The organism is Mycolicibacter sp. MU0102 (genome assembly GCF_963378105.1).
In the GTDB taxonomy this organism is placed as follows: domain Bacteria; phylum Actinomycetota; class Actinomycetes; order Mycobacteriales; family Mycobacteriaceae; genus Mycobacterium; species Mycobacterium holstebronense.
On the sequence record NZ_OY726398.1, the window covers coordinates 1,769,344 to 1,791,988 of the forward strand.

18 protein-coding genes and 1 pseudogene are annotated in these 22,645 nt (G+C 67.6%); 9 read left to right on the top strand and 10 right to left on the bottom strand.

Annotated features, from left to right (window positions below; genetic code table 11):
- Positions 1–64 precede the first annotated feature (64 nt).
- Positions 65–1,177: a glycoside hydrolase 5 family protein gene (locus tag RCP37_RS08205; RefSeq protein ID WP_308486402.1), complete on the bottom strand. Its 1,113-nt coding sequence runs from the start codon at positions 1,175–1,177 to the stop codon at positions 65–67.
- 112 nt (positions 1,178–1,289) lie between these two features.
- Between RCP37_RS08205 and RCP37_RS08210 the strand changes: the two genes are divergently transcribed.
- Together RCP37_RS08210 and RCP37_RS08215 are read left to right on the top strand one after the other, a co-directional pair.
- Entirely contained in the window at positions 1,290–2,126 is an 837-nt protein-coding gene (locus RCP37_RS08210) for an SDR family oxidoreductase (RefSeq protein WP_308486403.1), read from the top strand.
- A gap of 22 nt (positions 2,127–2,148) precedes the next feature.
- Positions 2,149–3,735, top strand: coding sequence for a class I adenylate-forming enzyme family protein (locus tag RCP37_RS08215; RefSeq protein ID WP_308486404.1), 1,587 nt, complete (start codon positions 2,149–2,151; stop codon positions 3,733–3,735).
- On the opposite strand, the gene RCP37_RS08220 is transcribed toward RCP37_RS08215, so the two are convergent.
- Together RCP37_RS08220 and RCP37_RS08225 are read right to left on the bottom strand one after the other, a co-directional pair.
- Positions 3,726–4,436, bottom strand: coding sequence for an ankyrin repeat domain-containing protein (locus RCP37_RS08220; protein WP_308486405.1), 711 nt, complete (start codon positions 4,434–4,436; stop codon positions 3,726–3,728). The genes RCP37_RS08215 and RCP37_RS08220 overlap by 10 nt on opposite strands.
- Before the next feature lie 45 nt (positions 4,437–4,481).
- Positions 4,482–5,865: pseudogene (locus RCP37_RS08225) on the bottom strand (HNH endonuclease signature motif containing protein).
- Positions 5,866–5,993: 128 nt separating this feature from the next.
- Between RCP37_RS08225 and RCP37_RS08230 the strand changes: the two are divergent.
- The 4 genes from RCP37_RS08230 to RCP37_RS08245 are packed head-to-tail and all read left to right on the top strand — an operon-like array spanning position 5,994 to position 11,510.
- Entirely contained in the window at positions 5,994–6,134 is a 141-nt protein-coding gene (locus tag RCP37_RS08230) for a hypothetical protein (protein ID WP_308486406.1), read from the top strand.
- A gap of 11 nt (positions 6,135–6,145) precedes the next feature.
- A complete protein-coding gene (locus RCP37_RS08235; RefSeq protein WP_308486407.1) occupies positions 6,146–8,506 on the top strand; it encodes a Tex family protein in 2,361 nt (786 codons plus the stop codon).
- A 6-nt stretch (positions 8,507–8,512) separates the two neighbouring features.
- Complete coding sequence (locus RCP37_RS08240) at positions 8,513–9,895, top strand: FAD-binding oxidoreductase (RefSeq protein ID WP_308486408.1); 1,383 nt, start codon at positions 8,513–8,515, stop codon at positions 9,893–9,895.
- A gap of 55 nt (positions 9,896–9,950) precedes the next feature.
- Positions 9,951–11,510, top strand: a complete 1,560-nt coding sequence (locus RCP37_RS08245) for an acetolactate synthase large subunit (RefSeq protein WP_308486409.1) — start codon at positions 9,951–9,953, stop codon at positions 11,508–11,510.
- A gap of 10 nt (positions 11,511–11,520) precedes the next feature.
- Here the strand turns inward: RCP37_RS08245 and RCP37_RS08250 are convergent, their stop codons facing one another.
- The 3 genes from RCP37_RS08250 to RCP37_RS08260 form a co-directional block, all read right to left on the bottom strand.
- Entirely contained in the window at positions 11,521–12,180 is a 660-nt protein-coding gene (locus RCP37_RS08250; protein ID WP_308486410.1) for a cutinase family protein, read from the bottom strand.
- A 92-nt stretch (positions 12,181–12,272) separates the two neighbouring features.
- The gene (locus tag RCP37_RS08255) at positions 12,273–12,947 is read right to left on the bottom strand and encodes a cutinase family protein (RefSeq protein ID WP_373693123.1); all 675 of its coding nucleotides are present in this window, start codon (positions 12,945–12,947) and stop codon (positions 12,273–12,275) included.
- Positions 12,948–13,125: 178 nt separating this feature from the next.
- The gene (locus RCP37_RS08260) at positions 13,126–14,367 is read right to left on the bottom strand and encodes an MFS transporter (protein ID WP_308486411.1); all 1,242 of its coding nucleotides are present in this window, start codon (positions 14,365–14,367) and stop codon (positions 13,126–13,128) included.
- A gap of 151 nt (positions 14,368–14,518) precedes the next feature.
- On the opposite strand from RCP37_RS08260, the gene RCP37_RS08265 reads away from it, so the two are divergent.
- Complete coding sequence (locus RCP37_RS08265; RefSeq protein ID WP_308486412.1) at positions 14,519–16,051, top strand: Hsp70 family protein; 1,533 nt, start codon at positions 14,519–14,521, stop codon at positions 16,049–16,051.
- Here the strand turns inward: RCP37_RS08265 and RCP37_RS08270 are convergent.
- Positions 16,048–17,124: a class I SAM-dependent methyltransferase gene (locus RCP37_RS08270; RefSeq protein ID WP_308486992.1), complete on the bottom strand. Its 1,077-nt coding sequence runs from the start codon at positions 17,122–17,124 to the stop codon at positions 16,048–16,050. The genes RCP37_RS08265 and RCP37_RS08270 overlap by 4 nt on opposite strands.
- A gap of 83 nt (positions 17,125–17,207) precedes the next feature.
- On the opposite strand from RCP37_RS08270, the gene RCP37_RS08275 reads away from it, so the two are divergent.
- The gene (locus RCP37_RS08275) at positions 17,208–17,924 is read left to right on the top strand and encodes an SHOCT domain-containing protein (RefSeq protein ID WP_308486413.1); all 717 of its coding nucleotides are present in this window, start codon (positions 17,208–17,210) and stop codon (positions 17,922–17,924) included.
- 79 nt (positions 17,925–18,003) lie between these two features.
- On the opposite strand, the gene RCP37_RS08280 is transcribed toward RCP37_RS08275, so the two are convergent.
- The 3 genes from RCP37_RS08280 to RCP37_RS08290 are packed head-to-tail and all read right to left on the bottom strand — an operon-like array spanning position 18,004 to position 21,533.
- A complete protein-coding gene (locus tag RCP37_RS08280) occupies positions 18,004–18,636 on the bottom strand; it encodes an MBL fold metallo-hydrolase (protein WP_308486414.1) in 633 nt (210 codons plus the stop codon).
- Positions 18,633–19,718 carry an S-(hydroxymethyl)mycothiol dehydrogenase gene (locus tag RCP37_RS08285; RefSeq protein ID WP_308486415.1) on the bottom strand — a complete coding sequence of 362 codons (1,086 nt, stop codon included), beginning with the start codon at positions 19,716–19,718 and terminating at the stop codon, positions 18,633–18,635. The genes RCP37_RS08280 and RCP37_RS08285 overlap by 4 nt, the downstream gene beginning before the upstream one ends.
- A gap of 9 nt (positions 19,719–19,727) precedes the next feature.
- Entirely contained in the window at positions 19,728–21,533 is a 1,806-nt protein-coding gene (locus RCP37_RS08290; protein WP_308486416.1) for an N-acyl-D-amino-acid deacylase family protein, read from the bottom strand.
- Between the two features lie 92 nt (positions 21,534–21,625).
- On the opposite strand from RCP37_RS08290, the gene RCP37_RS08295 reads away from it, so the two are divergent.
- The gene (locus tag RCP37_RS08295) at positions 21,626–22,636 is read left to right on the top strand and encodes an AraC family transcriptional regulator (RefSeq protein ID WP_308486417.1); all 1,011 of its coding nucleotides are present in this window, start codon (positions 21,626–21,628) and stop codon (positions 22,634–22,636) included.
- Positions 22,637–22,645 lie beyond the last annotated feature (9 nt).

Sequence of the window (22,645 nt, forward strand, 5' to 3'; positions counted from 1 at the left end):
CCGACTCCTCACGACGATATTGCCGCCAATGATTTCATCACTGAACCGCGCCGCTATCAGCCGGTCAGCGGCCGGTGAGGTTGCTGATCGTCATGATCTCCAGATTCCGGTATGCGCGACCGGTGGGTTGCACCAGATCGTGGAACCAGGTCTGCGGCTCGGCGGTGTAGGGATTGTCCCAGGAGTCCCACGGCAGGTAGGTCTGGGTGCGCCCGGCGACGAAGCCCCAGTTATAGGCGCCCACATTGTGGCGCTTCATGATCGGCAGAATCCCGTCGATGGTGTTGCCGCGGGTACGCGCCAGATATTCGGTGCACATCATCGGCCGGCCCAGGGGCGCCAGTTCGGCGATGCGGTCACTGAATGTGGCCGGCTTGTCGTAGGAGTGGAACGTGATGACGTCGGAGCTGCCCAGCTGGGTGTTGACGATCGTGCTGCCCTGACGTGAGCCTTCCCAGATCCCACTGGTCAGCGGCTGACGGGCATCGACGGACCGGGCCCAACTGAACACCTGAGGCAGCAGGTCACTGATGTAGTCCAGCTTGTCCGACCGTTCGACGGCGCTGTATTCGCGGGCCATGTTGTCCGGCTCGTTCCACAGGTCCCAGGCCAGGATCCGTTCGTCGTACCGGAACTGGGTCATCACACCTGTGACGTAGTCATGCAGGGTGCGGTAGTAGTTGCGGTCCCCGAGTCGATCGGCGCCGGGGCTCTGCACCCATCGTGAATTGTGGATGCCGACTCGCGGGGCCAGCTGTGGTCCGGCCTTGGGGTGCGGGTCCCAGCAGGAATCGAACAGTACGAACATCGGCTTGATGCGGTGGCGGGCGGCGACCGCAACGAACTGGCCCAGGCGGTACTGGAAGCCCCGCTGATCGGCGGCCCACAGCTGGTCGTGCAGGAACACCCGCACGGTGTTGAAGCCTGCCGATCGGGCCCAGCCCAACTCGGAGTCGATCCGCCGCAGATCGAAGGTGCCCGGCTGAAACATCTCGAGCTGATTGACCGCGGTGGAAGTGATGTAGTTGGAGCCGACCGGCCAACCCTGCGCCTGATACCAGCGATTTACCCGGTCGATCGACCACCGGCCGGGGTCCGCGCCGGCGCGCGGGAGCCGGCTCAAGGTGGGACCCGCCGCCAGCAGGAGGGGGAGCCCCAGTGCCGTTCGACGCTTCACGAAGTGACCATAGCGTCCGGACCTGTTACCGGGCGTCCGAACGCGCCGCCTGTCGCCGAGCAAATCGGGCGGTGACACCTGGGGTGACCGCATCCACCTAAACTGGCCGACTATGTCGCAGCACCTGCAGGATAAGGTCGTCGTCATCACCGGTGCCGGCGGTGGATTCGGCAAACTGATCGCCGAGAAGTGCGCCGCCGCTGGAGCCCGCGTGGTCGGCGTCGATATCGGTGCCGAGAACCTTGCGGCGGTCTTCGACGGGATCCGCGAGGCCGGCCTGTCGGGCACCTATCAGGTCGCCGATGTCACCGACATCGAGCAGATGAAGGCCGCCGTGCAGCACGCGGTGCAGACCTTCGGCGCGGTGGACGTCATCGTCAACAACGCCGGTGTGATGCCGCTGGCCTATTTCGCCGATCACGACAAGGCCTGGCAGCACTGGCACCGGGCGATCGACATCAACATCAAGGGTGTGGTGAACGGCATTTCAGCCGTCTACGACCAGATGATCGAGCAGGGACGCGGTCACGTCGTCAACATCTCGTCGATCTACGGCAACGCCGGTGTGGCCGGCTCCGGCGTCTACAGCGCGACCAAGGCCGCGGTCGCCGTCCTGTCGGACTCGCTACGCAGCGAGGCGAAGGGAAAGATCAAGGTGACCACGGTCAAGCCGACCGGAGTTCTGGGCACCAATCTCGGTAGAGGCGTGGTCAACGGCTCGGCGATCATGGGCATCGTGGGATCGCGCGGTGCGAGTTACATGCAATCGGTCACCGCGTTCGCCGAGGGCAACCTGGCCCCTGAGCAGACCGACATCGACTCGGTGAAGTACTGGCTGATCACCCCCGAAGACCTCGCCGAGGCGGTGGTGCACGTTATCGACCAGCCCTGGGGCATCAGTATCAGTGACATCACCGTGCGAGCGAGCGGCGAAGACTACATCTACTGACTGATCGGAGGCGGTAAGCGAGATGTCTTCCGACACCGGCTGGAATTCACCGGCTTACACCGCCGCCGAAGCCGCCCGCTATCACGCCGTCGGCTGGTGGTCTCAGACCACGCTGTCGGACGCGGTGCGCCGCAACGCCCAACGATTTCCAGCCCGGGATGCCTACGTGGACTATCTCGGTGCGGCCTTGACGTGGCAGGAATTCGACACCGCGGCAGACGCATTGGCGGCGCGGCTGGCCGGTGTCGGAGTGGGGCCCGGCGACCGGATTGCGGTATGGCATCGCGATGCCGTGGACATTCATGTGCTGTTCGTGGCGATCGAGCGCTGCGGGGCGATCGTGGTCGGTATCGGTGCCCGGGCCGGGACCCGTGAGGTGGCTGCGATCCTGTCCGCTTCGCAGGCCCAATTGCTGATAACCGATGAGCAGCGGCACGCCGCCGCGGCCGAACTCGAGATCGCGACGCTGAGCATCGATGAGCTGCACGCCGCCACCGAAAGCGGGGTACCGGGTCCGCAACTCGGGCCAGACGAGGTCTTCCTGATCAACTCCACCTCAGGTACCACCGGGCTGCCCAAGTGTGTGGTGCACACCCAGAATCGCTGGCACTACTTTCACCAGCTTGCCGTCGCCAATGGGCAACTGAGCCCCGACGACGTCTTCCTGCCGATCATTCCCACGCCGTTCGGTTTCGGGCTCTGGACCAGCCACACCACACCGATCCACCTCGGCACCACGGCGATCCTGTTGGACCGCTTCACCGCAGCGGCGACCTGTGCTGCGATAGCGCGGCATCGAGTCACCGTATTATGCTGTGTCAGCACTCAATTGATCATGATGATGGCGGATCCGGCCAGCCGCGAGTTCGACCTGAGCTCGTTGCGGGTGGTGTTCACCGGCGGCGAGGCGTTGCCCTACCGGCCGGCCGCGGAGTTCGAGGAGCTCACCGGGGCGAAAATCCTGCAGTTCTACGGATCCAACGAGACCGGCGTGCTCAGCGCTACCACGCTCGATGACTCGCTGGAGCGGCGGTTGCGCACCGGGGGGCGAATCGTCGGTGAGATGGCGGTCCGGCTGTTCGGCGGCGAGGACGGCAACACCGACGTGACCGATACCGGCCGGGGACAGCCCGCCTGCCGCGGCCCGGCCACCAGCCTCGGCTACCTCAACGGGGTCGACCACGACAAGCTGTTCACCGCCGACGGCTGGATGCGCATGGGCGACATCTGCGAGATCGACGCCGACGGTTATCTCAGTGTCACCGGCCGTACCTCGGATTTCATTCTGCGCGGTGGCAAGAACATCAGCGCCGCCCAGGTCGAAGACGCGGTGATGACCCATCCGGCGATCGCGGTGGCGGCCGCGGTGCCGATGCGCGACGAGGTCTTCGGCGAAAAGGTGTGCGTCTACGTCGAACTCGCGGAGGTGGCTCGCGCGGGCGCTGGCGCCGGCACCTTGGAATTGGCCGAACTCGTCGAGCACCTGCTTGCCCTTGGGGTGTCCAAAGAGCTGCTGCCCGAACGCCTTGTCGTCATCGACGAGTTGCCGCGCTCATCCGGCGGCAAGATCGCCAAGGGACAGTTGCGCGAGATCAGCGGTCACTCGTAGCCCTCGTAAACCTGTGACGGGCCCTCGGGTGTGATGAGGTAGCCGACCGTCGCGACGTGCACATCGCCGACCGGGTCGAGTTCTCGATAGCCGCCGACCACCTCGACGTCGTTATCGCGCAGACCGATCCGAAATCCGCCCCACAGATAGGGCACCGGGAACCACAGCTGCTTTCTGGGCAGCTCGTGCAGCACCTCGACCGGCGGATAGCGGAGCATCTGGCGCAGTTCGCCACCGCGGAACAGGTGTTGGATCAGGTCGTCGATCACGGCGGTGAGTTGGAAGTTGAGCGCGGCGACCCGGTCAGGGTCGAGGGCGGCTGGGGGAGGCTTGAGCACCTCCAGCAGTTCGGCGGACCGTTGGTGCTCGACGGCCAGGTCATAGGCGGTGCGACCGGCGGCGTCCGGTTGCGAGCGCAGCGCGCCCTGCTCGATCAGCCAGGACGCGATGTCGGCAGAAGCGCCGTGCCAGCCGGCCTGATGCAGCACCGTCAGCCACGTCTTGCCTCCGGGCCGCCATGCCTTGACATCGACCACGTGATCGCCGCGGTCGAGTTCTCGGATCACCGTGCTCCACTTGCCCCGCTTGGCCATGTCGGCCAGATAGAGCGCGGCTTGCGCCTGCCGGTTGCCCAGCAGCGAGCGGTCCATCACGCCCGGCCACAGTGGTGCGTTGTTGCGGATCTCGGCGTAGGTCGTCACGGTGCCATCTTCTCGCGGTTCGGGCTCGGATGCTCGATGTCGCGGCTATGGATCCTCATCGTCGTCGAGGAGTTCCTCCGGATGGTGCAGGTGGTTGATCCGCGGTGGGTCAGTGCCGTCGGTCCAGGCCAGGCGGCCTTGCTCGGTGACCATGGTCTGTAGATCGCCACGGGTGGCGCCGCCGTGGTCGCCGCCGCAGGCGAAATAGAGCTCGTCGGGATTGGTGCGCCCGCCGCGTGCCCAATCGGTCGAATGGTGAACCTCGCAGTGGTAGCCGGGCTCCGGACAGTTCGGTCTGGTGCAACCGCGGTCGCGGGCATGGCAGATGATCCGGTGATCCAGGGTGGCGATGCGCTTGCTGCGGCCCAGGTACAGCGGCCGCTCCGAGTGGTTGTCGAACACCGCGAGGTAGTGAATCGAGTTGGCCGCCATCCGGATCAGATCGCGCATCGGTAGGCGGCTGCCCCCGCCGGTGCGGGCCGCGGGCGGCATCGGGATGCCCGGGTCAGCCATGGCACGGGCCGCCTGGTCGAGGTCGGCGAGTTTGGTGACGGCGATGACGGTCACCGGAACGCCGCGGTGAGTGCCCAGGGCGCCGGACTCGATGCCATGGCGCAGGGCCAGCTTCAGTGCATCGTGGTCTCGTTGACCCGATGACCGGGTATCGCGTTCTTGGGTGCCCTCGGGCTGGCGGTGGCCGGGGCGAACCGCAGAGATGGCTGCTTCCAGGTAGGCGCGGGTTTCCGGGTCGATGCAGCCGTTTAGCGTGCTCATTCCATCGGGACCTTGACGGCCCAGGATGAGGTTGCGCCGCCGTGCCCGGTCCTCATCGGTGAAATTGCCGTCGGGATTGAGGTGATCGGCGATGGCGTGCCCGATAGCGGTCACGAAGACGGCGTCCTGTTCGGTGGCGTGGCGCACCAGGGTGCGTTCGGCGGCCTCACGATCGGCCGGTGCGACTTTTGCGGGCAGTTCGTCGAGGGCTTTCGTGACCGCTTTGATGTGGTCATCGCCGATACGGCCGTCCTCGACAGCGGCGGCGACTTCGGGAAGTTCGGGTGGGGTCCGGGGGGCCGGTCAGGTTGCGCCGCGGCCGGATGCGCGCCGCGATGCGGAACCGGCGCCGGACCTCGGCCCGGGTGATACGCAGGCGTGACCACAGCAGGTCGGTGATCTTGGTGTCGGCGGGCAGTCGGGGGTCGTCGGGGCCGTCGGCGGGATCGGCGATCTCGCCGAAGATGCGGTAGGACAGGCCGCGATTGACTCTGTGCTGGGTTTCGAGGTGCTCGGCGATTTCGACGCGAAACGCGTTGCCCACCAAGTCCGTATCGGCTGTCCTCAGCCGTGCCTGGGCGTCGTCGATCAGGGTTAGATCCGCGCGGATGGCCGCACGGGCCGCCGCGGCGGGCGGCAGGAGCTGATCGGACATGACCCCAACGTATCGAACGGGTGTGCGAATTTATGGGTTCGAGCGGCGGCCTGTGGATCAAACAGGCGACTGTGGATAGACAGCCGGGCTATGCCGGGCCGGCCACCCGCTCGTGACGTCGACGGGGCGTGAATTTCCTGATGGAGCACGCACCGCGCGGGCCAGAAGAGGTGTTCGGCGACGCCGACATGGACGGCATCGTAGCCATCCTGCGCGCAGTCAAAAACCACGCCGTGCCGCACCAAGGAACTGTCAGCGGCGTTCGGTAGGGTCCGTCGGCGTGACCGCGAACGTGACCCTCAAACCGGTGAATGCCCGCCTTGCCGACGAACTCGAAGTAGCCGAACGACAGGTCGCGGCGGCCGTCGCGCTGCTCGACGAGGGGGCGACAGTTCCGTTCATCGCCCGCTACCGCAAAGAGGTCACCGGCAGCCTCGACGATGGGCAGCTGCGCACCCTGGAAGAGCGGCTGCGCTACCTGCGTGAGCTCGACGACCGCCGGGCCGCGGTGCTGTCCTCGATCGAAGAGCAGGGCAAGCTCACCGACGAGCTGCGAAACGCGTTGCTGTCGGCCGACACCAAAGCCCGCGTGGAGGACATCTACCTGCCCTACAAGCCCAAGCGCCGCACCAAGGCACAGATCGCGCGCGAGGCCGGCCTGGAGCCGCTGGCCGACCGGCTGCTGGCTGACCCCGCACTGGACCCTCAGCAGCTCGCTGCGGAGTACACCGGCGAGGAGGTCGCCGACGCCGCGGCCGCGCTGGAGGGTGCGCGAGCGATTCTGGTCGAACGTGCCGCAGAGGACGCCGAGCTGGTGGGTGCGGTCCGCGAGAAGTTCTGGTCGGCGGGCTCGCTGCGGACCATGCCGCGCTCTGACGATGCTGCGAAAAGTGCTGCAGCGCAAAAGTTCCGGGACTACTTCGAGTTCAGCGAAGCACTCGAGACCATGCCGTCGCACCGGGTGCTGGCCGTGTTGCGCGGCGAGAAGGAAGATGCCCTGGCGCTGTCCTTCGACGGCGGCGACAACGAGCCCTACCAGGCGATGGTGGCCAAGTCGCTGGGCGTGAACATGACCGCGTCGGGCCCGGCCACGCCCTGGCTGGCCGACACCGTGCGGTGGGCGTGGGACACCCGGCTGGCGTTCTCGGCGGCAGTCGATGCCCGGATGCGGCTGCGGCAACGTGCCGAGGCCGACGCGGTGGCGGTGTTCGCCAAGAACCTCAAAGACCTGTTGTTGGCGGCGCCGGCGGGCAACCGCACCACACTCGGCCTCGACCCGGGTTTTCGCACCGGGGTGAAGGTCGCCGTCGTCGACGGCACCGGCAAGGTCGTCGACACCTGCGCGATCTTCCCGCACCAGCCGCAGAAGCAGTGGGATCAGGCCAAGGCGGCCTTGGCCGCGCTGGTGGCTCGCCACGGCGTGGACCTGATCGCCGTCGGCAACGGCACCGCGTCGCGCGAGACCGACGCCCTGGCCGCCGAGTTGATCGCCGACCTCAAGAGCGTGGGCGCTCCCACCCCGACCAAGGCGATGGTCAGCGAGGCCGGCGCATCGGTGTACTCGGCGTCGGCCTATGCCGCCCATGAGCTTCCGGACCTGGACGTCACGCTGCGTGGGGCGGTGTCGATCGCACGGCGGCTGCAGGATCCGCTGGCCGAACTGGTCAAGATCGAGCCGAAGTCCATCGGCGTCGGCCAGTACCAGCACGATGTGACACCGGGAACCCTGGCGCGCAGCCTCGATGCGGTGGTCGAAGACGCCGTGAACGCCGTGGGCGTCGACCTCAACACCGCCTCGGCCCCGCTGCTGGCCAAGGTATCGGGGGTGTCGGAGTCGCTGGCCGAAGCGATCGTGGCGCACCGCGACCAGACCGGGCCCTTCCGCAGTCGGGCCGCCCTGCTCGACGTGCCACGGCTGGGTCCCAAGGCATTCGAGCAGTGCGCCGGGTTCCTGCGCATCCGCGACGGCGACGACCCGCTGGATTCCTCGGGAGTGCATCCCGAGGCCTACCCGGTGGTGCGGCGCATCCTGGACCGCTCGGGCGTCTCCCTGGCCGAGATCATCGGTGACGAGCGTGTGCTGCGGTCGCTGAAACCCGGCGACTTCGCCGACGACCGGTTCGGGGTCCCGACCGTGACCGACATCCTCGCCGAGCTGGAGAAGCCGGGACGCGACCCACGGCCGGCGTTCTCCACGGCCACGTTCGCCGCGGGCGTGGAGAAGGTGGCCGACCTCAAGGTGGGCATGGTCCTCGAAGGTGTCGTGACCAACGTTGCGGCCTTCGGCGCCTTCGTCGATGTCGGCGTGCACCAGGACGGTCTGGTGCACGTCTCAGCCATGGCGGACCGTTTCATCTCCGACCCGCACGAGGTGGTCAAGTCCGGCCAGGTGGTGAAGGTCAAGGTCGTCGATGTCGACGTCGACCGCCAACGCATCGGGCTGACCCTGCGGCTGGGGGACAAGCCGGCGGACAAGCCCGGCACATCCTCCCGGGGCCCGGGTGCCAAACCGGCTGCGCGCGGTGACAACGCCAAGCAGAATCGTGGGCGGCGTCCCGCCAACAATGCCGGGCGCCGGGATGCGGCACTGGCAGGCGGGTCGATGGCTCAGGCGTTGCGTGACGCCGGATTTGGAAAGTAGGGACGGATGGCCACGGTAGACACTGACGCCGCGCAGAAGTTCGCCGACATCGTCGGAGCGGGCGCACTGCTCACCGGTGAGCAGATCGGTCCCGACTACGCCCATGACGAGGCGCTGGTCGGAGCGCCGGTGACGCCGAGCTACGTCGCCCGTCCGCAGACCGCCGAGCAGGTTGCGGCGCTGCTGGCCGCCGCGACCGAGGCGAAAGTTCCGGTGACCGCCCGCGGTTCGGGCACCGGTATGTCGGCCGGCGCGCGGCCGTGCCCCGACGGTCTGCTGATCTCCTTCGAGCGGATGAACGCGATCCTGGAGATCGACACCGACAATCAGGTTGCGGTGGTGCAACCCGGTGTCACGTTGGCCGACCTCGATACCGCGACGGCCGAGGCGGGTCTGATGTACACCGTCTTCCCCGGGGAACTGTCCGCCAGTGTCGGAGGCAACGTCGGCACCAACGCCGGTGGGATGCGCGCGGTCAAATACGGAGTGACCCGGCACAATGTGCTCGGGCTGCAGGCCGCGTTGCCCACCGGCGAGCTGATCCGCACCGGCGGGCGAATCACCAAGCTGTCCACCGGTTATGACTTGACCCAGCTGATCATCGGTTCGGAGGGCACCTGCGCGCTGGCCACCGAGGTCACCGTGCGGCTCTACCCTCGGCTCGGGCACTCCGCCACGTTGTTGGCGCCGTTCGCGGACCTGCCCGCGGTGATGCGCGCGGTGCCGGCGGTGGTGCGCAGCGGGGTGGACCCGGTGATCCTCGAATACGTCGACAAGCTCACCCTGGCCGCGATCAGCTACTCGCAGAACCTGAACCTGGGCATCCCCGACGCGGTGCGTGAGACCGCGGAGGCCTACCTGGTGGTCGGGGTGGAAAACCGTGACCGTGAGCGCCTCGACGACGATGTGGCCATGGTGGGCGAACTGCTGGCCTCGCTCGGTGCCGACGATGTCTATGTGCTGGAAGGCAATTCAGCGCATGCCTTGATCGAGGCCCGCGAGAAGGCGTTTTGGACGGCCAAGGCCGCCGGTGCCCACGACGTCATCGACGTGGTGGTCCCGCGGGCCGAGATGCACCAGTTCCTCACCAAGGCCCAAGGACTAGCCCAAACGGCAGGTGCCGGCGTGGTCGGCTGCGGGCACGCCGGTGACGGCAACGTCCACTTGGCGGTGTTCTGCGCCGACGACGAGGTCCGTCACCGGCTGCTGCACGACATCTTCGAGGCCGCGATGGCCCTCGGCGGCGCCATCTCCGGTGAGCACGGTTTGGGCCGGGTCAAGACGCAGCATTTCCTGGAGCTGGAGGACCCGGTCAAGATCGCCCTGATGCGCCGGATCAAGGACGCTTTCGACCCCGCCGGGATCCTCAATCCCGGCGTGCTTCTATAGGCAGCAGATCGCGCGCACGCCCCATACTTCGGTGCTCGGCAAGAAAGGCAGTCACATGACCAACGGAGCACAGGCCCTGATCGCCACCTTGGTCGACAGCGGGGTGCAGGTCTGCTTCGCCAACCCCGGTACTTCCGAGATGCATTTCGTGGCCGCCTTGGACTCGGTGCCGCAGATGCGCGGGGTGTTGTGCCTGTTCGAAGGCGTGGTGACCGGTGCCGCCGACGGGTACGCCCGGGTGGCCGCAAAGCCGGCCGCCACCCTGCTGCATCTGGGGCCCGGCCTGGGTAATGGCCTGGCCAACCTGCACAATGCCCGCCGCGCGCACGTGCCGGTGGTCAACGTCATCGGTGACCACGCCACCTACCACAAGAAGTACGACGCACCGCTGGAATCCGACATCGAACCCCTGACCGACTGGACCCACGGCTGGGTGCGCCGCACCAACTCCGGCGATGACGTCGGTCGCGATGCCGCCGAAGCGGTCGCCGAGTCTATGGCCAGCCCGGCGCAGGTGGCCAACCTGATTCTGCCCGCCGACATCTCCTGGGAAGACGGCGCGCAGGCGGCCGGACCGGTCGACCCGATCCCCGCCGCTGCTCCCGACGCGCAGGCCGTCGCCGACGTCGCCGCCGTGCTGGGCAGCGGCGAGCCGGTGGCAATCCTGATCGGCGGGCCTGCCGTCGCCGACGTGCGTGCGCTGGAGGCCACCGACCGGATCGTCGCCGCAACCGGGGCCCGTGCTCTGGTCGAGACCTTCCCGGCCCGGCTCGTCCGCGGCGCCGGGGTCCCGGCGATCGACCGGCTCGGCTACCTGGCCGAGCAGGCCGCCTTCCAACTCGACGGCATCAAACACCTGGTGGTGGCCGGTACCCGGGCCCCGGTGTCGTTCTTCGCCTACCCCGGCAAGGCCAGCGACCTGGTTCCCGAGGGCTGCGTCGTGCACAACCTGGCCGGCCTGGAGACCGACGTGGTGGCCGCTCTGGAGCAGCTGGCCGAAGCGGTGGCCGCCGGCGTGCAGCCGCGGCCCGCCCCTGCGGCCCGCCCCGAACTTCCGGGCGGTCAGCTCACCCCGCAGAACTGGGTGCAGGTGATCGGAGCGCTGCTGCCCGACAACGCGATCATCTCCGATGAATCCAACACCTCGGGCCTGATGTTGCCCGCGGCCACCGCAGGGGCACCACGCCACGACGTGCTCACCCTCACCGGCGGGGCGATCGGGCAGGGTCTGCCGGTCGCGCTAGGCGCGGCCGTGGCCGCACCGGACCGGCCGGTGATCGCACTGCAGGCCGACGGCAGTGCGGCCTACACCATCTCCGCGTTGTGGACGATGGCACGCGAGAACCTGAATGTGACCACGGTGCTGATCAACAACAGCTCGTACGCGATCCTGCGGCTGGAACTGGCCCGGGTGGGCGCCGAAGGTGGTGGCCCGAAAGCAAACGATCTACTCGACCTGTCGCGGCCGAATATGGACTTCGCGAAGATTGCCGAGGGATTCGGGGTGCCGGCCACGGTGGCCACCACCTGCGAGGAGCTTGCCGAACAGTTCCGGCGCGCCGTCGCCGAGCCGGGGCCGCATCTGATCGATGCGCGGATCCCGACGCTGTTCTGACCGCTTCGGCCTAGTTGACGCTCTGGCCGGCCGTGAGCCGGCTCGCCACGAATGCCGCGGCCTCCACGGTCTTGCCGTCCTGCACGTACATCAGGTGCGGGACGACGCTTCCGCTGTCTTCGCAGTAGATGTCGCCCGTCAGACAGAAGTCGATGGTTTTCGGGCGGTAGGACGAGGCGAGGACCGGCAGCGGGCCGCCCCACAACGAGGTGGAGTACGGGCTCGAGGGCGGGCCGAACAACGCCACCGCGACCACGTGGTTGGCGACCGGACCCGGCAGCGCATTGCTGGACATAGCGATGACGCTGGCGCCTTGTGAGTAGCCGCCGAGCACGAGCTTGGTCTTGGGGCAGTTGGCGACCGTGGCCTGAATGTGCGCGGTGGCGTCGGACTCACCAAGCACCGCGCTGTTGCGGTAGTCCGTGCTCGCCGGGTATTCGACCGGGTAGACGTTGACGTTGAGTCCTGTGACCTGCTCCTGCAAGGAGCCGACGAACGCGTCACCGACGTCACCGAGCCCGACGGGCTGGCCGGAGCCGCGGGCGAACACCACTTCGGCGTCCGGGCAGGGCTCTGCGGTTGCGATGGGCAGGCCCACCGGCGCGGCCACCAGGGTTCCGGTGAGCATCGCGGCGGCAGCGAAGGTGCGAACAGTGTTGCGCAAATTCATCCCTAAATGCTGACATGTCTCGCCCTTGCCACCGACCTGCGGGTCGCGAATCAGCAAACCGCAAAGGTGGCCGTGCGGAGCGAAAACTGAGGTTAAAGCCGGTTTGCCGCGTACGCCGCGCCCTCGTCCGCGATGCCGTCATAGGCGCCGGGTGCGTGCGCGGAGAAGTTCAGTCCCTCGGAGCAGACCGGGTCTTCAGGCGCACACAACTGGATGGTCTTGGCGGTGTATGCCGGGCCGATGGCCAAGGGTGGTTGACCGAGGAAATTCATCGCCCGGTCGTTCGGGGTTCCGAAGAGCACCACGGCGGCGACGTGGTCAGCCACTTCCGGGGGCATCGGCCGTGGTATGTCGACCCCTTCCACCCCGTCCGGGATGACGCTGGCGGTCGAGAATCCCATCACCGCGGCGCCCTGCGAGAAGCCGCCGAGCACCATCTTGGTGGTGGGGCAATTCGCCGCCGTGGCCTCGATGTGGGCGGTGGCGTCACGGATGCCTTGAATGCCGGTCGGCCAGTCGTTGGTGGCCGGGTAGTCGATGGCGTAGACGTCCACCGGCCGCTCGGGCAGTCGGTTCCGTAGTGAGTTGACAAATGCTTGCCCGGTCTCGCCAAGGCCGACTTCCTCGCCAGTGCCTCTAGCAAACAAAACTTGGACATCTGGACAGGGGTCCGCGAAGGCAGCGGGAGGGGTGATGACGGTGCTGTGCAGCAGCCAAGTCAGGGCCAGAACAACACCGAGGGAGCGAAGGATCCGTCGTGGGTTCACCGGTACATGGTGGCATAAGAAGCGCCTCGTGTGCAGCAGACTCCCCAGGCAGTGAACATATTCGGTGGTTTCTGATCGACCGTCTGCGGCATGCTGAGTAACTCATATTGGGGATCTGAGTCGCAACTGAGATCGGTTCATTTACGGCCTCCGGTTACCGGGCGATGACCGTTGGGTGTCAGCGAGATGACCGCCGCAGATTGCCTTCCGAGCAAACTTTGGAGGCCCCCGCGACCGCGAGTGCGAGCAGTTGAATCCCCAGGACCGCCGCGATCAGCGCGCTGACCGACACGTCGTACAGCCAACCGGTGAGCACCCCGCCGGCCGCGGCCGCTGCGCCCAGTCCGGCGGCGAACGCCCCGTAGGCGCTGGCTCGGCGTCTCGGCGCCACCAAGTCGGCGACCACGGCACGCAGCGTCGACTCCTGAATGCCCACCGCAGCACCCCACAGCAGCGCCCCGGCCACCGCCGCGGCGACGCTGCCGGCGAAGGCGGACACCACCACCGCAGCCGACAGGATCGGCAGCGCGAACAAGACCTTTGCGCCGAACCGGTCGTAGCACCACCCCGAGGCTAGGGCCGCCACCGCATCGGCGCCCATCGCTGCCGCGTACAGCACCGGGACCGCCGCGGCTGGCAGTAAACCATGCTTGACCAGGTGAAATGACACCAAACCGAAGGTCGTGAAACCGGTCATCGTGAGCGCGATGAACCCGCAGTACTGCCAGAACACTGCGGGCAGCCGCCCGACGTCGCCGCGTCCCGGGCGGGCTGGTACCGCGCCGGGCTCCTCGCGTTCAGAGCGCTCATAGTCCAAGGGCTCGGGCACACGCAGGCGCAGCCACACGAGGAGCGCCAGCGTCGCGGCGCCGGGCAACGCCAGCACTCCCAGCGCCGGGGCGTAGTCCCCGCCGCTGAGCGCCAGCACCCCGGCGACCGTCAACGGACCGATCACCGCGCCGATCTGGTCGAGTGCCTCGTGCACGGCGAAGCCCCGGCCACGGCCGGTGACACTGGTCGCGTGTGACAACAAGGTGTCCTTGGCGGGGCTGCGGACCGCCTTGCCGATCCGCTCGGCGATCACCAAGGCGCAGGCAACCCAGAGCGTGCCGGCAACACCGAGCAGTGGCACGGTGAGCACAGTGAGGGCGTATCCGGCAATCGTCCAGGCCCAGAAGCGCTGTGTCCGATCGGCGAGCGGCCCCGACACCAGTCGCAGGCCCAGCGCGGCAGCCTCCCCGATTCCGGTCACAGTTCCGACCACCAGGCCGGTGGCGCCGAATGACGCCAGCAGCGGCCCGGTGATGGAACGGGCGCCCTCATAGACGAAATCGGCCAGCAGACTGACGGTGCCGAACACGGTGACGAACCGCCAGGCGCTCAACGCCGGGCGGGAGGCACCGTGGCTCGGCGCTCGCATGCGATCAGATGCTAGACGTCTGCGGCAGCCCTCGGCGTGACTTCTCCGGCGCACCAACGGCGCTGCAATGCGGGGTATATCGAACATCCGTCGGTAAAATTACGTAGACCGGTGTGCTCTGACCGCCGGATGACACCGTGGATGGGACAGCATGGCGCAAGAGACAGGCCCCGCGTTGGGGATGTCCGTCGGGGCAACCACATTGGCGGCGGTCACCGCCGATCGCGCGATCACCCGTCGGCCCGTGCTGACGCTGTTCCGGGATCGGCCATCCCAAATCGGCATGCCCTCGGAGAACTCCGCAGTGAGTTCGGAATTGCGCGACCGCGGCCTCGTAGTCACCGATTTCGTGGATCGCGTCGGCGGCGGCGGCCCGGTGGTGGCGAGCGACGGATCTACCCACCGTCCCGAGCAACTGCTCGCAGATGGCCTGCATGCCTTGGCGTACGCGGTGACCGAGGGCCGTCCGATCCCGCCGGCGGTAGCGGTCACCTATCCCGCGCACTGGTCACGCGACGCGGTCGGCGCGCTGCGAACCGCGCTGGGGCGGGTTTCGGAGTGGGCGCAGCATCCGGTGTCGCTGATCTCCGACACGACGGCAGCTTTGACTGCGCTGCAAGCGAATCCCGGCCTACCTGACCACGGGATCATCGCGGTGTGTGACTTCGGGGGAAGCGGAACCAACGTCACCCTCGTCGACGCGGAACGCGGATTCGAACCGGTCGGCGCCACCCGGCGCAGCACGGTCTTTTCCGGCGATGTGATCGACCAGGCGCTGCTGGATCACGTGGTTGCCGATCTGGGCGGCAACGGCGACGGGCCTCCGACAGTGGGGTCGCTGACCCGGCTGCGCAGCCAGTGCCGTGATGCCAAGGAACAGCTGTCGTCTGAGACGGTGGCCGAACTCGCGGGATTTCACGGCGGGGTATGGCTGACCCGGGTAGAACTCGACGAGGCTCTGCGCCAGCCGCTCGAGGGCTTTTACACCGTCTTGCAGAACACCTTGGACGACAACGAGATCGTTCCCGATGCGCTGTCGGCAATCGTGTCGGTCGGCGGCGGGGCGAACATGCCGACGGTCACGACCGGTCTGTCGCAACGCTTCGGGGTCGCCGTAATCAGCTCGCCACGACCACAGTTGACGGCGGCCATCGGCGCCGCGTTGAGCGTTGCCGGCAATGTGGTGGCCATCCCGAAGAAGGCACCGCCGCCGGTAGCGCCGCCGCAGTTCCCGGAGGCGCCGGCGCCAGAGTACGTTCCGCCACCGGTGCCCGAGAGCGTCCCGGATGCGGGGCTGCAACCGTTGGTGACGCCACCACCGCCGGCGCGCCCGGCACCCGCTGCGCCGCGCCAGCCCGCCGTACCGGAACCCGAGGAGATCGGCGGCCAGGGCCAGGGCGGCGTGGAGTGGTATCGGCGGCCGGTCCCGGTGGTGATCTTGGCAGCGCTGGTCGCGATGTTGCTGGGCACGGTTGCCGTGCTGGTGCTGCGGCACGCCGCGGACACCGGGCCCGGCCCCAGCGAGCTGACGCCGGTGTCGTCGACGACAACCACCACCTCACCGTCACCTACGTTCGAGCCGCCCCCGGCGTTCGCGCCCAGCCCCGAACCCATTTCGCCGAGCCTGCCCGAGATTCCCGAGAGCTCGGCGCCGGAATCCACTGAGAGTCCCGTCAGCCCCTAGCGCTGCTTGGTAAGAACGATCAGCGCGAGTGGAATCTGCACCTGCTGGGGGTTACTCGCGAGCCGGGCGGCGACGCCGGCTTCCAGGTGACGTACGAAGTCGGCTGCGCGCGGATCGTCGGTGCCGCCGGCCAATGCGGAGGCCAGCGTGGGGAAGATGGCGGCGCTGACGAAGGCGGCCCAATGGGTGCCGAGGGCGACCGCATCGCCGTCGAGCAGGTATCGGTCCCAGAACCGGTCCTCGGCGTCGAACACCTCCAGCCGTTCGATCGTCAGCGACTCGAACCGCCCCGCGGGGGCGAATGGCGCACGAAATTCCTTCTCACTGCGGCCCAGCACCGGAATCGACATGCGGGCCACCTCATCCCGAGTCAGTGCGCCGTCGCGCACCTGCTCGTCAAGAACCGCGACGATCGCATCGAGCAGCGGCCGGTAGCCCGATCGGCCGGCAGCGTCGACGGCGGCGGTCAACACCAGCAGCTTGCCGCCCGGACTCAACTCCCGGCCTCGGAACGCCACGAAGTCATGCCAATCCTGGGCGGCCTGGCGGGTGTAGGCGCGCCGCGCGGTGTCGTCGTCACTGTGCTCGACATGGACGTGGTCGGAGAACTCGGGCAGCACCCCGGCGGGCCGGCGCAGCCACATGGTCGACCAGGACGTCCAGCCCAGGTTGACGCTCTGCGAGGGCAGGATCTGGCTGTAGAACGACCGACCTATCGCCGAGGGGAAGCTGGCGGTGTCCTTGCGGGCGTAGCTGTCGGGATCGTTAGCCAGCGTGGTGAACAGCGCGGTGAAGTCGTTGTCCGGCAGATCGGTATGGACAACTAACACAGCATGGTCGGTCCGGGTTCGCTTTCGGAACGCCGCGATGGCGGCCCCGATCGGAAGCAGTGAGTTGTAGCCGGTGGCGGCGCCATAGTCGGCGACGACGATCGGCCGCGGCGCGGCGGGCAGCGGAACCGTCGCCGCGAGCTGTTCGAAAACACCGGTCGCATGGGCCAGTCCGGCCGCCTGCAACCGGCTCGAAGGAGCGCCGCCGGACTCGGGGCGGACCACGATGCTCGACTCTGGCATGGCACCTCCGACCCCGGCGAAACCGTCATCGATATCCACCACTGACGGTAGCGGCATCGGCGATCCGTGGCACACTTCCGTAAGTGGGCGCACAGCGGGCGATCGGACGCATTCCGACCGTGGTGGCGGCCGGCCTGATGACCATTGGGGTGATCGGCTTCGTGGTTGCGCTGATTCTCAACGTCTTTGTGCTGGACCGCTACGACGCCTACGGCGAAGTGCCGATTCCGGGCTCGGGCAGGGTGCATCTGCCGGCGGGCGAGGTGACGGTGAATCTGCACACTCGGGTCATCTCAAGTCCCACCGGCGGCGGACTGCCGGTCCCACCGATCAGCGTGACGGTGACACCACCGGACGGCGTGCCCGATCCGGAGTTCGAGGAAAGCGTTGGGATGACCACCACGGTCAACAACGACAGCCGGCGGCGGCTGTGGCGGATATCCGTGGCCGAGGCCGGCGACTACCAGATCGTCACCGACGGGCAGGTCGGGGCCTATATCGCTCCTCGGCTGGCCTTCGGCAAGCCCGCCGGCCACTCGACGCTGCTGTGGGTGTTTCCGGTGATCTTCGTTCTGGGGCTCGTGGATCTGATCGCAGGCCGGCTGTTGGCCGCGCGCCGTCGCCGCCCGTCGGTGGAGACGGTCGACACGGGAACGGACTTCAGCCACGAGCGATTCGTTCCCCAGGGCGAAGGAATTCGGATCGAGCAGCTCAAAACGATAACGGCGCTGCGTGATTCGGGAGCGTTGACCGAGCAGGAGTTCGCCGAAGAGAAGCGGCGAATCCTGCGCGGGCACTGACGTCAGTGGCGCTTAGTGGCGCTCAGTGGCCCAGTTGGATTGGCCACTTCCTCCTCGCGCTCGTTCCTCGCGCGCATCGTCAGTGGCCGCGCGCCACCCACTCGTCGTAATGGACCAACTCGTCACCGATACGCGTGCTGTCACCGTGCCCGGTGTAGACGACAGTGTCGGCCGGCAGTTCGCCGAGCCGCCCGGAGATCGACGCCAAGATCGTCGGGAAGTCGGAGAACGAGCGGCCGGTCGCTCCCGGGCCGCCGCAGAACAGGGTGTCACCGCTGAACACCGCGCCCAGGTCCGGTGCATGCCAGCACACCGAGCCCGGCGAGTGGCCTGGGGTGTGCAGCGCCCGCAGTTCCAAGCCCCCAACGGCGAGGGTGTCGCCGTCGGCCACAGCCCGAAAGTCGCTGTCCGGGTGCGTCATCTGCCACAGCATGTCGTCGCCGGGGTGCAGCAGCACCGGTGCGTCGAGTGCTCGACCCAGCTCCGGTGCCACCGTGATGTGGTCGTTGTGGCCGTGCGTGCACACCACCGCCACCACGTTGCGTCCGCCGACGGCTTCGATGATCGGGGCGGCGTCGTGGGCTGCGTCGAAGACCACCACATCGGAATCGTCACCGACGAGCCAGATGTTGTTGTCGACTTCCCAACTGCCGCCGTCGAGTTCGAATGTGCCGTGGGTGATGACCCGCTGAATCGGACTGCCGGAGGTCATAGCACCACGACCGACCGCAGCACCTCGCCACCGTGCATGCGCCCGAACGCCTTCTCGACATCGTCCAGCCCGATGCGTTCGGAGACGAACTTGTCCAGCGGAAGCCGGCCCTGCAGATAGAGACTGATCAGGGTGGGGAAGTCGCGCTCGGGCAGGCAGTCGCCGTACCACGAGGACTTCAGTGCGCCGCCGCGGGAGAAGAAGTCGATCAGCGGCATCTCCAGCTGCATGTCCGGGGTCGGAACTCCCACCAGCACAACGGTTCCGGCCAGGTCGCGTGCGTAGAACGCCTGCTTCCAGGTCTCCGGGCGCCCGACGGCGTCGATCACCACATCGGCGCCGAAACCGTCGGTGAGATCCTGAATGGTCTCGACCGGGTCGAGCTCGCGGGCGTTGATGGTGTGCGTGGCGCCGAATTCGCGCGCCCAGTTCAGCTTGGTGTTGTCGGTGTCGACGGCGATGATGCGCCGGGCGCCCACCAGGGCCGCCCCGGCGATCGCGGCGTCGCCCACCCCGCCGCACCCGATCACCGCGACGGTGTCATCGCGGGTGACGCCGCCGGTGTTGATCGCGGCGCCCAGACCGGCCATCACGCCACAGCCCAACAGCCCGGCTACCGCGGGGTCAGCGCTCGGATCCACTTTGGTGCACTGCCCTTCGTGCACCAGCGTTTTGTCCGCGAACGCCCCGATGCCCAGCGCCGGGGTGAGCTCGGTTCCGTCGGTCAGGGTCATTGGAACCGAGGCGTTGAACGTGTCGAAGCACAGGTGCGGGCGACCGCGCTTGCAGGCCCGGCACTGTCCGCACACCGCACGCCAGTTCAGGATCACGAAGTCGCCGGGCGCTACCGCGGTGACCGCCGACCCCACCGACTCGACCGTGCCGGAGGCCTCGTGGCCCAGCAGGAAGGGGTAGCTGTCATTGATACCGCCGTCACGGTAGGTCAGGTCGGTGTGGCATACCCCGCAGGCGGTGATGGCGACGACGACGTCGTTGGCACCGGGTTCGGGAATGACGATGTCGGTCAACTCGACCGGCTTGCCCTTTTCGCGGGAGATCACCCCGCGCACTGTCTGACTCATGGGGTCACCTTATGTTGCCGGTGTGGCGTCCGGAGCGCTGGCTTGCGTGGCCGGCACGCCCGGGGCAGGGGTGCGGGTGTCGGCACGCAGGAAGCTCCCGGTGCGTTGCGTCCCGAGCACGCTGGTGGGCTGACCGTCGAGGACCACCGCTTCCCCGGAGATGAACACGGCGTTGACGGCTTCGTCGTTGCGGTTGACCATGCGTGACATCCCGCCGTACGAGTCGAAGGACTCTTCGGCGTAGGCGTCGAGGGTGTCGTCGAGGTGCGTGGGGTCGATGACCACCACGTCGGCGCGGTCACCGACGCGCAGGTGACCGGCGTCGACCCGGTACCAGTCGGCGAGTTCACCGGTCAGCCGGTGCACCGCCTGCTCGACCGACAAAAACGCCTGCCCGGACTGCTGTGCGTCCAGGACGTGGCGCAGCAACCGCAGGCCCATGTTGTAGAACGCCATATTGCGCAGGTGCGCGCCCGCGTCCGAGAAACCCATCTGGATGCCGGGTTCGGCAGCGAGTGTCTTGAGCACCTCTGGCCGGTCGTTGGAGATCGTGGTGTGCCAGCGCAGGGCGGTCCCGTGCTCGAGGACGAGATCGAGGAAGGCATCGACGGGATGCACTCCGCCGCGCTCGATTCCGACCTGCCCGAAGGACTTTCCGATCACCGAGGCGTCCGGGCATGCGACGATCTCGGCGTCGAAGAAGTCGCGGTGCCAGACCCGCGGTCCGTACTTGTTTTCGTAGTCCTTGCGGAAGCGTCGCCGGTAAGCCTCGTCCCGCATCAACTCGTCCCGCTCGAGGGACTCCCGCAGATGCAGTGCCTCGGCGCCGGAGCCGAATTCTTCGAAGATCACCAGATCGATGCCGTCGGCGTACACCTCGAACGGCACCGGCAGGTGCTGCCAGCGGAAATTAGCGCCCAGCTTATTGAGCAGGCGCGAAGTCTTGATGATGGTCGGAATCGCCAGACGGTTGCTCTTGACGTCGGCGGCGGCCAGCAGAGTGGTTTTGAGCGGCCGGCGGAATATCCCCAGGGCCTGGGCCAGCTGAGACATCACATCGAACGGGTTCTTGACGTCCGGGCCGGCCTGCAGAATCCGTCCGCTGCGGCGCAGCTTCGACTTGAGCCGGCGCAATTCCTTGGGCTTGGCGTATGTCGACGGCAGCGTCCGCGAGCGGCAGACCTCGCCGTCCATCTTGTCGAAAAGCAGCTGCTGGGAAGACATTCCGACGAACCCCGCCTGCAATGCCTCGTCCAACATCTGTTCCATGCGGGCCTGCTCGGCCGCTGTGGGCCGCTCATCGGAGCGGGTGGCGCGGTCCAATCCCATGGTCGCGGCGCGCATGTCGGAATGTCCGATGAGCGCCGTCACGTTGGGGCCCAGCGGCAGTTTCTCCAGGCTGGCGATGTAGTCCTCGCAACTCGACCAGGTCTTGTGCGCATCGATGGTGTCGACCACGTACTGACGCGGGATGGCCTCCACCCGGCCGAACAGGTCGCCGGCATCCTGGCCGTCGACGTGGATGGTGGACAGCGAGCACGAGCCCACCAGCACCGCGGTCACGCCGTGCCGCACCGATTCCGACAGTGAAGGTGCCAGGAGGATCTCGACGTCGTAGTGAGTGTGGATGTCGAGCAGCCCGGGCATCACCCATTTGCCTGCCGCGTCGATCACCCGGCCGCAGCCCGACTCGTCGAGTGGTTCGGCCGAGATGGCGGCGACGTGTCCGCCGCGGATACCGATATTGCGGATCGCCGACGGCGCCCCGGTGCCGTCGAACCACCGACCGCCACGGATCACGGTGTCAAAGCTCACGGGTATTCCTTTCCGCCGAATGCCGTTCCAGCATGGCTCGCAAGACGGGTGAAGTCTTGACATCTGCGGACATTTCTTTGATATTTGCGGACATGTCGGTGGTGCGCGGCACCGCGCTGTCGGGATACCCGGAGCTGGTCACCGAGCTCGGCGGTGACCCCGGGGCATTGCTGCTGGCCGCCGGGGTGCCAGACGGGTGCGTCGGAGCCCACGACATCTTCGTGCCGTACCGCGCCGTGATCCTGGCCATTGAAGGTGCAGCGGGCGCTGTCGATTGCCCGGATTTCGGGCGCCGGCTGGCCCTGCGCCAAGACATCGGCAACTTCGGGCCGCTGGGGGTGGCCGCCCGCACCGCGGCCACCGTCGGCGGCGGATTCTCGATCGTGGAGCGGTTCTTGTCCGCCTACAGCCCGGCGATCTCGGCGCGCATCATCCCGGGCGCCCGTGCCGGCGAATCGTTCTATGCGTTCGAGGTGCTCATCGAGCGGTCCCCGCCGCATCCGCAGACCACCGAACTGTCGCTGGGAGTGTCGCTGGGGATCATGCGGATGATGTTCGACGCCCCGTATGCGCCGCTGTCGGTGCATCTTCCGCACGAAGCGCTCACCCCGGTGCGCGACTATCTGGCCTACTTCGGCTGCCGCCCTTATTTCGCGCAGCCGGTCGCCGGATTCACCTTCCGCACCGTCGATCTGGACCGCCCCCTGCACCGGGACGACCAAGCGCATCAGGCGATGGTGCATTACCTGCGCTGCATCACGGCAGAGTCGCCGGGTATCGCGGGGTCGGTCCGCGCGATGGCGCGCCAGCTGCTGCCCACCGGTGCCGTGAGCCTGGAGTTGATCGCCGGTCAGCTCGGCTTGCATCCCAAGACGCTGCATCGGCGGCTGGCCGCCGAGGAGACGACGTTTGCGGCGCTGGTCGACGGCGTCCGCCGCGATGCCGCCCATCGCTACCTGCGTGACACCGACATCAGCCTGGCGCACCTGACCCGTGAACTCGGCTACGCCGAGCAGAGCGTGCTCAGCCGGTCATGTCAGCGCTGGTTCGGGTGCAGCGCGACCAGTCACCGCAAGGCGGTCCGCCTCACTGTCCGCGGTTAGGCTGACTGC

What these genes read in the sequence shown, in the direction of transcription:
- RCP37_RS08260 (WP_308486411.1), bottom strand. Translation starts at nt 14,367, where the DNA reads ATGCGAGCGCCGAGCCACGGTGCCTCCCGCCCGGCGTTGAGCGCCTGG.
- RCP37_RS08270 (WP_308486992.1), bottom strand. Translation starts at nt 17,124, where the DNA reads ATGCCAGAGTCGAGCATCGTGGTCCGCCCCGAGTCCGGCGGCGCTCCT.
- RCP37_RS08280 (WP_308486414.1), bottom strand. Translation starts at nt 18,636, where the DNA reads ATGACCTCCGGCAGTCCGATTCAGCGGGTCATCACCCACGGCACATTC.
- RCP37_RS08215 (WP_308486404.1), top strand. Translation starts at nt 2,149, where the DNA reads ATGTCTTCCGACACCGGCTGGAATTCACCGGCTTACACCGCCGCCGAA.
- RCP37_RS08240 (WP_308486408.1), top strand. Translation starts at nt 8,513, where the DNA reads ATGGCCACGGTAGACACTGACGCCGCGCAGAAGTTCGCCGACATCGTC.
- RCP37_RS08210 (WP_308486403.1), top strand. Translation starts at nt 1,290, where the DNA reads ATGTCGCAGCACCTGCAGGATAAGGTCGTCGTCATCACCGGTGCCGGC.
- RCP37_RS08250 (WP_308486410.1), bottom strand. Translation starts at nt 12,180, where the DNA reads ATGAATTTGCGCAACACTGTTCGCACCTTCGCTGCCGCCGCGATGCTC.
- RCP37_RS08285 (WP_308486415.1), bottom strand. Translation starts at nt 19,718, where the DNA reads ATGAGTCAGACAGTGCGCGGGGTGATCTCCCGCGAAAAGGGCAAGCCG.
- RCP37_RS08245 (WP_308486409.1), top strand. Translation starts at nt 9,951, where the DNA reads ATGACCAACGGAGCACAGGCCCTGATCGCCACCTTGGTCGACAGCGGG.
- RCP37_RS08295 (WP_308486417.1), top strand. Translation starts at nt 21,626, where the DNA reads ATGTCGGTGGTGCGCGGCACCGCGCTGTCGGGATACCCGGAGCTGGTC.
- RCP37_RS08265 (WP_308486412.1), top strand. Translation starts at nt 14,519, where the DNA reads ATGGCGCAAGAGACAGGCCCCGCGTTGGGGATGTCCGTCGGGGCAACC.